The following is a 3,145-nucleotide window of genomic DNA, read 5'->3' on the forward strand; positions in this document are numbered from 1 at the left end:
CAAGCAAACTGCAAATAACCCTACTACGATATGATATCCATATTGTAGCAGGGTTATTCGTGTTGCAGTATATACCTGGTTATTTGGCGCTTACTATTGATTAATGGAATCTTTAATGATTTTGATAAAATAATCTTTTTCTGGCGCCTCATTAACATTGTAAAGTACTAAAGCATCACGCACATATGCTGCTCTATCTCTTAATAGTTTTGAATTCAATGAAAATCCTTTTTAGGTAATATCTGCTTCTGCTTGATCGAGCAACGTTTGATCAGTAATACCAAGCTTATTTTTTAATACATTGGTTTCTGGGATTAAATCGGGATCAATCATGGGCCACAGCTAAATTTCTATATCGTTCAATCGTTTTTTCCAAAGCATCTGAAATTTCAATTTCGCCATCGACATATTGATCAACTAATTTCATCGTTTCATTCGTTGGTTCGGCAGCATCCAAGATGGAATAACTAAGTGCAATGTTGCGTAATTTCTCACGCTGATCAGTCGTTGTGTTCTTGACTGAATATTTGTAATTAGCCATAATATCCCTCCTATTCCTTCCAGTAAGTATATCATATATGAAATTGCGTATAGAGGAAAACACCCAAAAAGATCATCACCTCCGACCACCGCGGCTTCGCCGGAGTTCAGCCTCCCCACAACGCACTCACCTCCCGCCAGCGTTTGCTAGTCGGAGGTGAGCTTGTTATGCGGGTGCTTAGCTTCAGTTGGAGCAGTACTCGTCGGTGTTTGTATGCCACCGATTTAATTCTTTTATTTTTTTGCTGTAGACTAAGCAATCAAAATCAATCATTAGCGAATTTCGATATGCACATCTTTCCCCAATCCCTTAGCGATTTTGATGAGGAAGTCTAATGAAGGGTTGTAAGAACCACTCTCGAGTCTGGAAATGTTGGACTTTCTGGTTCCAGCTCTTTTAGCCAGCTCTTCTTGAGTCATCTTCATACTTTTTCTTGTTTCGATGATTTGTGAAATCAACTCGTATCTTGGCTGCAGCTTGTCGTATTCCTCTTGAAATTCAGCATCTTCCATCATTTGCGCTTTAATGTCATCAAACTTTACTCCTGCAGACTTTGTTTTAACATCCAATTTACTCATCACTGCACCTTCTTTCATAATCTTCTTTATTCTTCCTTGCTCTCTCTATTTCTCTTGGCGGAGTCTTATTAGTTTTTTTCACAAAACCATGAAGCAAAACAAAGGTACTGCCAGTATAGGAAAAATAAAATACTCTGGAGATATCCGTTGAGAACTTTACTCGCAATTCATAAATCCCCTTATTTTCTTTCCCTTTTATCGATTTGGTATGAGGCTCTCTTAGGTCAGGTCCATGATCTTTCAATAGTTCAATTTCTCGGAAAGTCTTAGCTCTTAATTTGGGAGGTAAGGATTCGAGGAAATCTCGTACCGGTACTTCCCCATTCTCTTTTTGATAAAATTCAACATCATATGCTAAGCTATTCCCCCCAAGAATATGACTTCCTTCAGCTACATGTTATCATATACGATAACTTATTTCAATGATGATTTTGGATTATACAAGCGTATTCCAGAATGAGGATGATGAATAATTGACCACACTCATCATAAACATACGCAAACTAGCTACCGAAGATACAGTACTCTTTCCTAAAATAAGAGATTCTCTGCCGGAGAAATCCACCCAAAAAGACTATCACCTCCGGCCACAGCGGCTTCGCCGGAGTTCGGCCGGCCGCCACGCACGCTCCTCCGGCCAGCATGCGCTCACCGGAGTTGAGATCGTAGGCGCAGTCTGTCTTCCGACGAGCGCCCCGCTCGTCGGAGCACGGAGGCTCGGAAGGCAGCCACCTCCGGTAATTCGTTCCAGCGCTAATTTTTTCATGACACTGTTGGTTCGGTTATTCTTTTTGGACTATTTTGCTCAAAATGGGAATCACGGCGGTAGAATTAGGTATAAGCTCACAGGATCAGCACAAAATCCCAAAGACGCGTACCAAAATAGGTTCGTCGCCTGGGAGCGCAAGGGAGCCGTCTTCAAAGAAGGCACATCCCAGTTGCGATGAGGCATCGCCTTCGGTCGCTGATGGTTTTAGGGCAATTGATTTTTTATGCACAGATGCAATCGAATAATCAACCGAATTCATTTATTTCAATCGGTGGAATTATTTAACTATAGGTTTCGGTCCAATTTAGTTTGACAGTTTGGTTTGCAGTGATCGGAAGGGGGAAAAAGGAATGGATAAGATGCAGGAGTTGTTAGATGATTTATATCTGGTATGTCAGCCAATCATGCTGTGTTCGCGTGCAAATGTTATCGATGGGTATGAAATTTTATTAAGATCCACAAAATTGCGGGCTTTCCCTGAAAAAATGTTTCTGTGGTTCATTGAAAAGGACGAACGTAATGCCAGGTTGATGGCTTATTATTTTAGGGAACTGAAAAAATTGGTGGACAAACACGGCAACACAAATCTGTCGCTGAATCTGCATCCACAACAGTTGCAGCATCCTTCGACTTGGGCATTTTTGGATAATATTTCCTCGATGAGAGAGAATGTCTCGATCGAATTAACTGAACATTGCTGCGAATTTGACCCGGCCGATGGAGCGGATGCCCTCCAAAACTATATCTCAAATCTGAAGAATAAAGGTTTTTCATTGGCGATCGATGATATAGGTAGTGGCCAAAACAACTTTGAATTGATATCAAAAAATGTTCAAAATATTCATACCATCAAAATTTCACTGCTGGATTTCAGAAACACCAACGAAGACAGCATGTTCTTTTTCTTGAATAACTGGCTTAACTTTTCCAATCGTTACAATCTTAAATTGGTTGTCGAAGGCGTTGAGTCGGAATGCATCAGCAACAAGCTTAAAAACCTGGGAATGGTTTATCAGCAAGGCTATTACCATGGGAAAGGCCAAGTTTTGTGCTGAACTTTCATCGCTAGCCCAATCCGGATGCGCCGGGTTGGGCTATTTTTTTGCAGCCGGAGTAGCCGGCCAAGCATGCTTGCGCTCTCTCCTGATTACGGCATTTAAAATGGTTCTTCCGCAAAAAGACGTTTCCTTAAATTTTAAACATTAATTTAGCCCGTAATAGTTCGAGACTTCCTCTACCGTACATTATTCGTTTAAT

4 protein-coding genes are annotated in these 3,145 nt (G+C 41.0%); 1 reads left to right on the forward strand and 3 read right to left on the reverse strand.

Annotated elements, in window-relative coordinates:
• Nucleotides 1-325 precede the first annotated feature (325 nt).
• The 3 genes from BM184_RS15090 to BM184_RS15100 form a co-directional block, all read right to left on the reverse strand.
• The gene (locus tag BM184_RS15090; RefSeq protein WP_086629532.1) at nt 326-541 is read right to left on the reverse strand and encodes a hypothetical protein; all 216 of its coding nucleotides are present in this window, start codon (nt 539-541) and stop codon (nt 326-328) included.
• 272 nt (nt 542-813) lie between these two features.
• Complete coding sequence (locus BM184_RS15095; protein ID WP_086944014.1) at nt 814-1,119, reverse strand: helix-turn-helix transcriptional regulator; 306 nt, start codon at nt 1,117-1,119, stop codon at nt 814-816.
• Nucleotides 1,112-1,495, reverse strand: coding sequence for a type II toxin-antitoxin system RelE/ParE family toxin (locus BM184_RS15100; RefSeq protein ID WP_086944015.1), 384 nt, complete (start codon nt 1,493-1,495; stop codon nt 1,112-1,114). Before BM184_RS15100 ends, BM184_RS15095 begins: the two co-directional genes overlap by 8 nt.
• Nucleotides 1,496-2,238: 743 nt before the next feature.
• Between BM184_RS15100 and BM184_RS15110 the strand changes: the two genes are divergently transcribed.
• Entirely contained in the window at nt 2,239-2,943 is a 705-nt protein-coding gene (locus BM184_RS15110) for an EAL domain-containing protein (protein WP_086944017.1), read from the forward strand.
• Nucleotides 2,944-3,145 lie beyond the last annotated feature (202 nt).

The sequence above is a fragment of the Trichococcus pasteurii genome (genome assembly GCF_900112935.1).
Taxonomy (GTDB): Bacteria; Bacillota; Bacilli; order Lactobacillales; family Aerococcaceae; genus Trichococcus; species Trichococcus pasteurii.

Excerpts from the sequence above, each read along its gene's own strand:
- BM184_RS15090 (WP_086629532.1), bottom strand. The coding sequence starts at position 541 with ATGGCTAATTACAAATATTCAGTCAAGAACACAACGACTGATCAGCGT.
- BM184_RS15095 (WP_086944014.1), bottom strand. The coding sequence starts at position 1,119 with ATGAGTAAATTGGATGTTAAAACAAAGTCTGCAGGAGTAAAGTTTGAT.
- BM184_RS15110 (WP_086944017.1), top strand. The coding sequence starts at position 2,239 with ATGGATAAGATGCAGGAGTTGTTAGATGATTTATATCTGGTATGTCAG.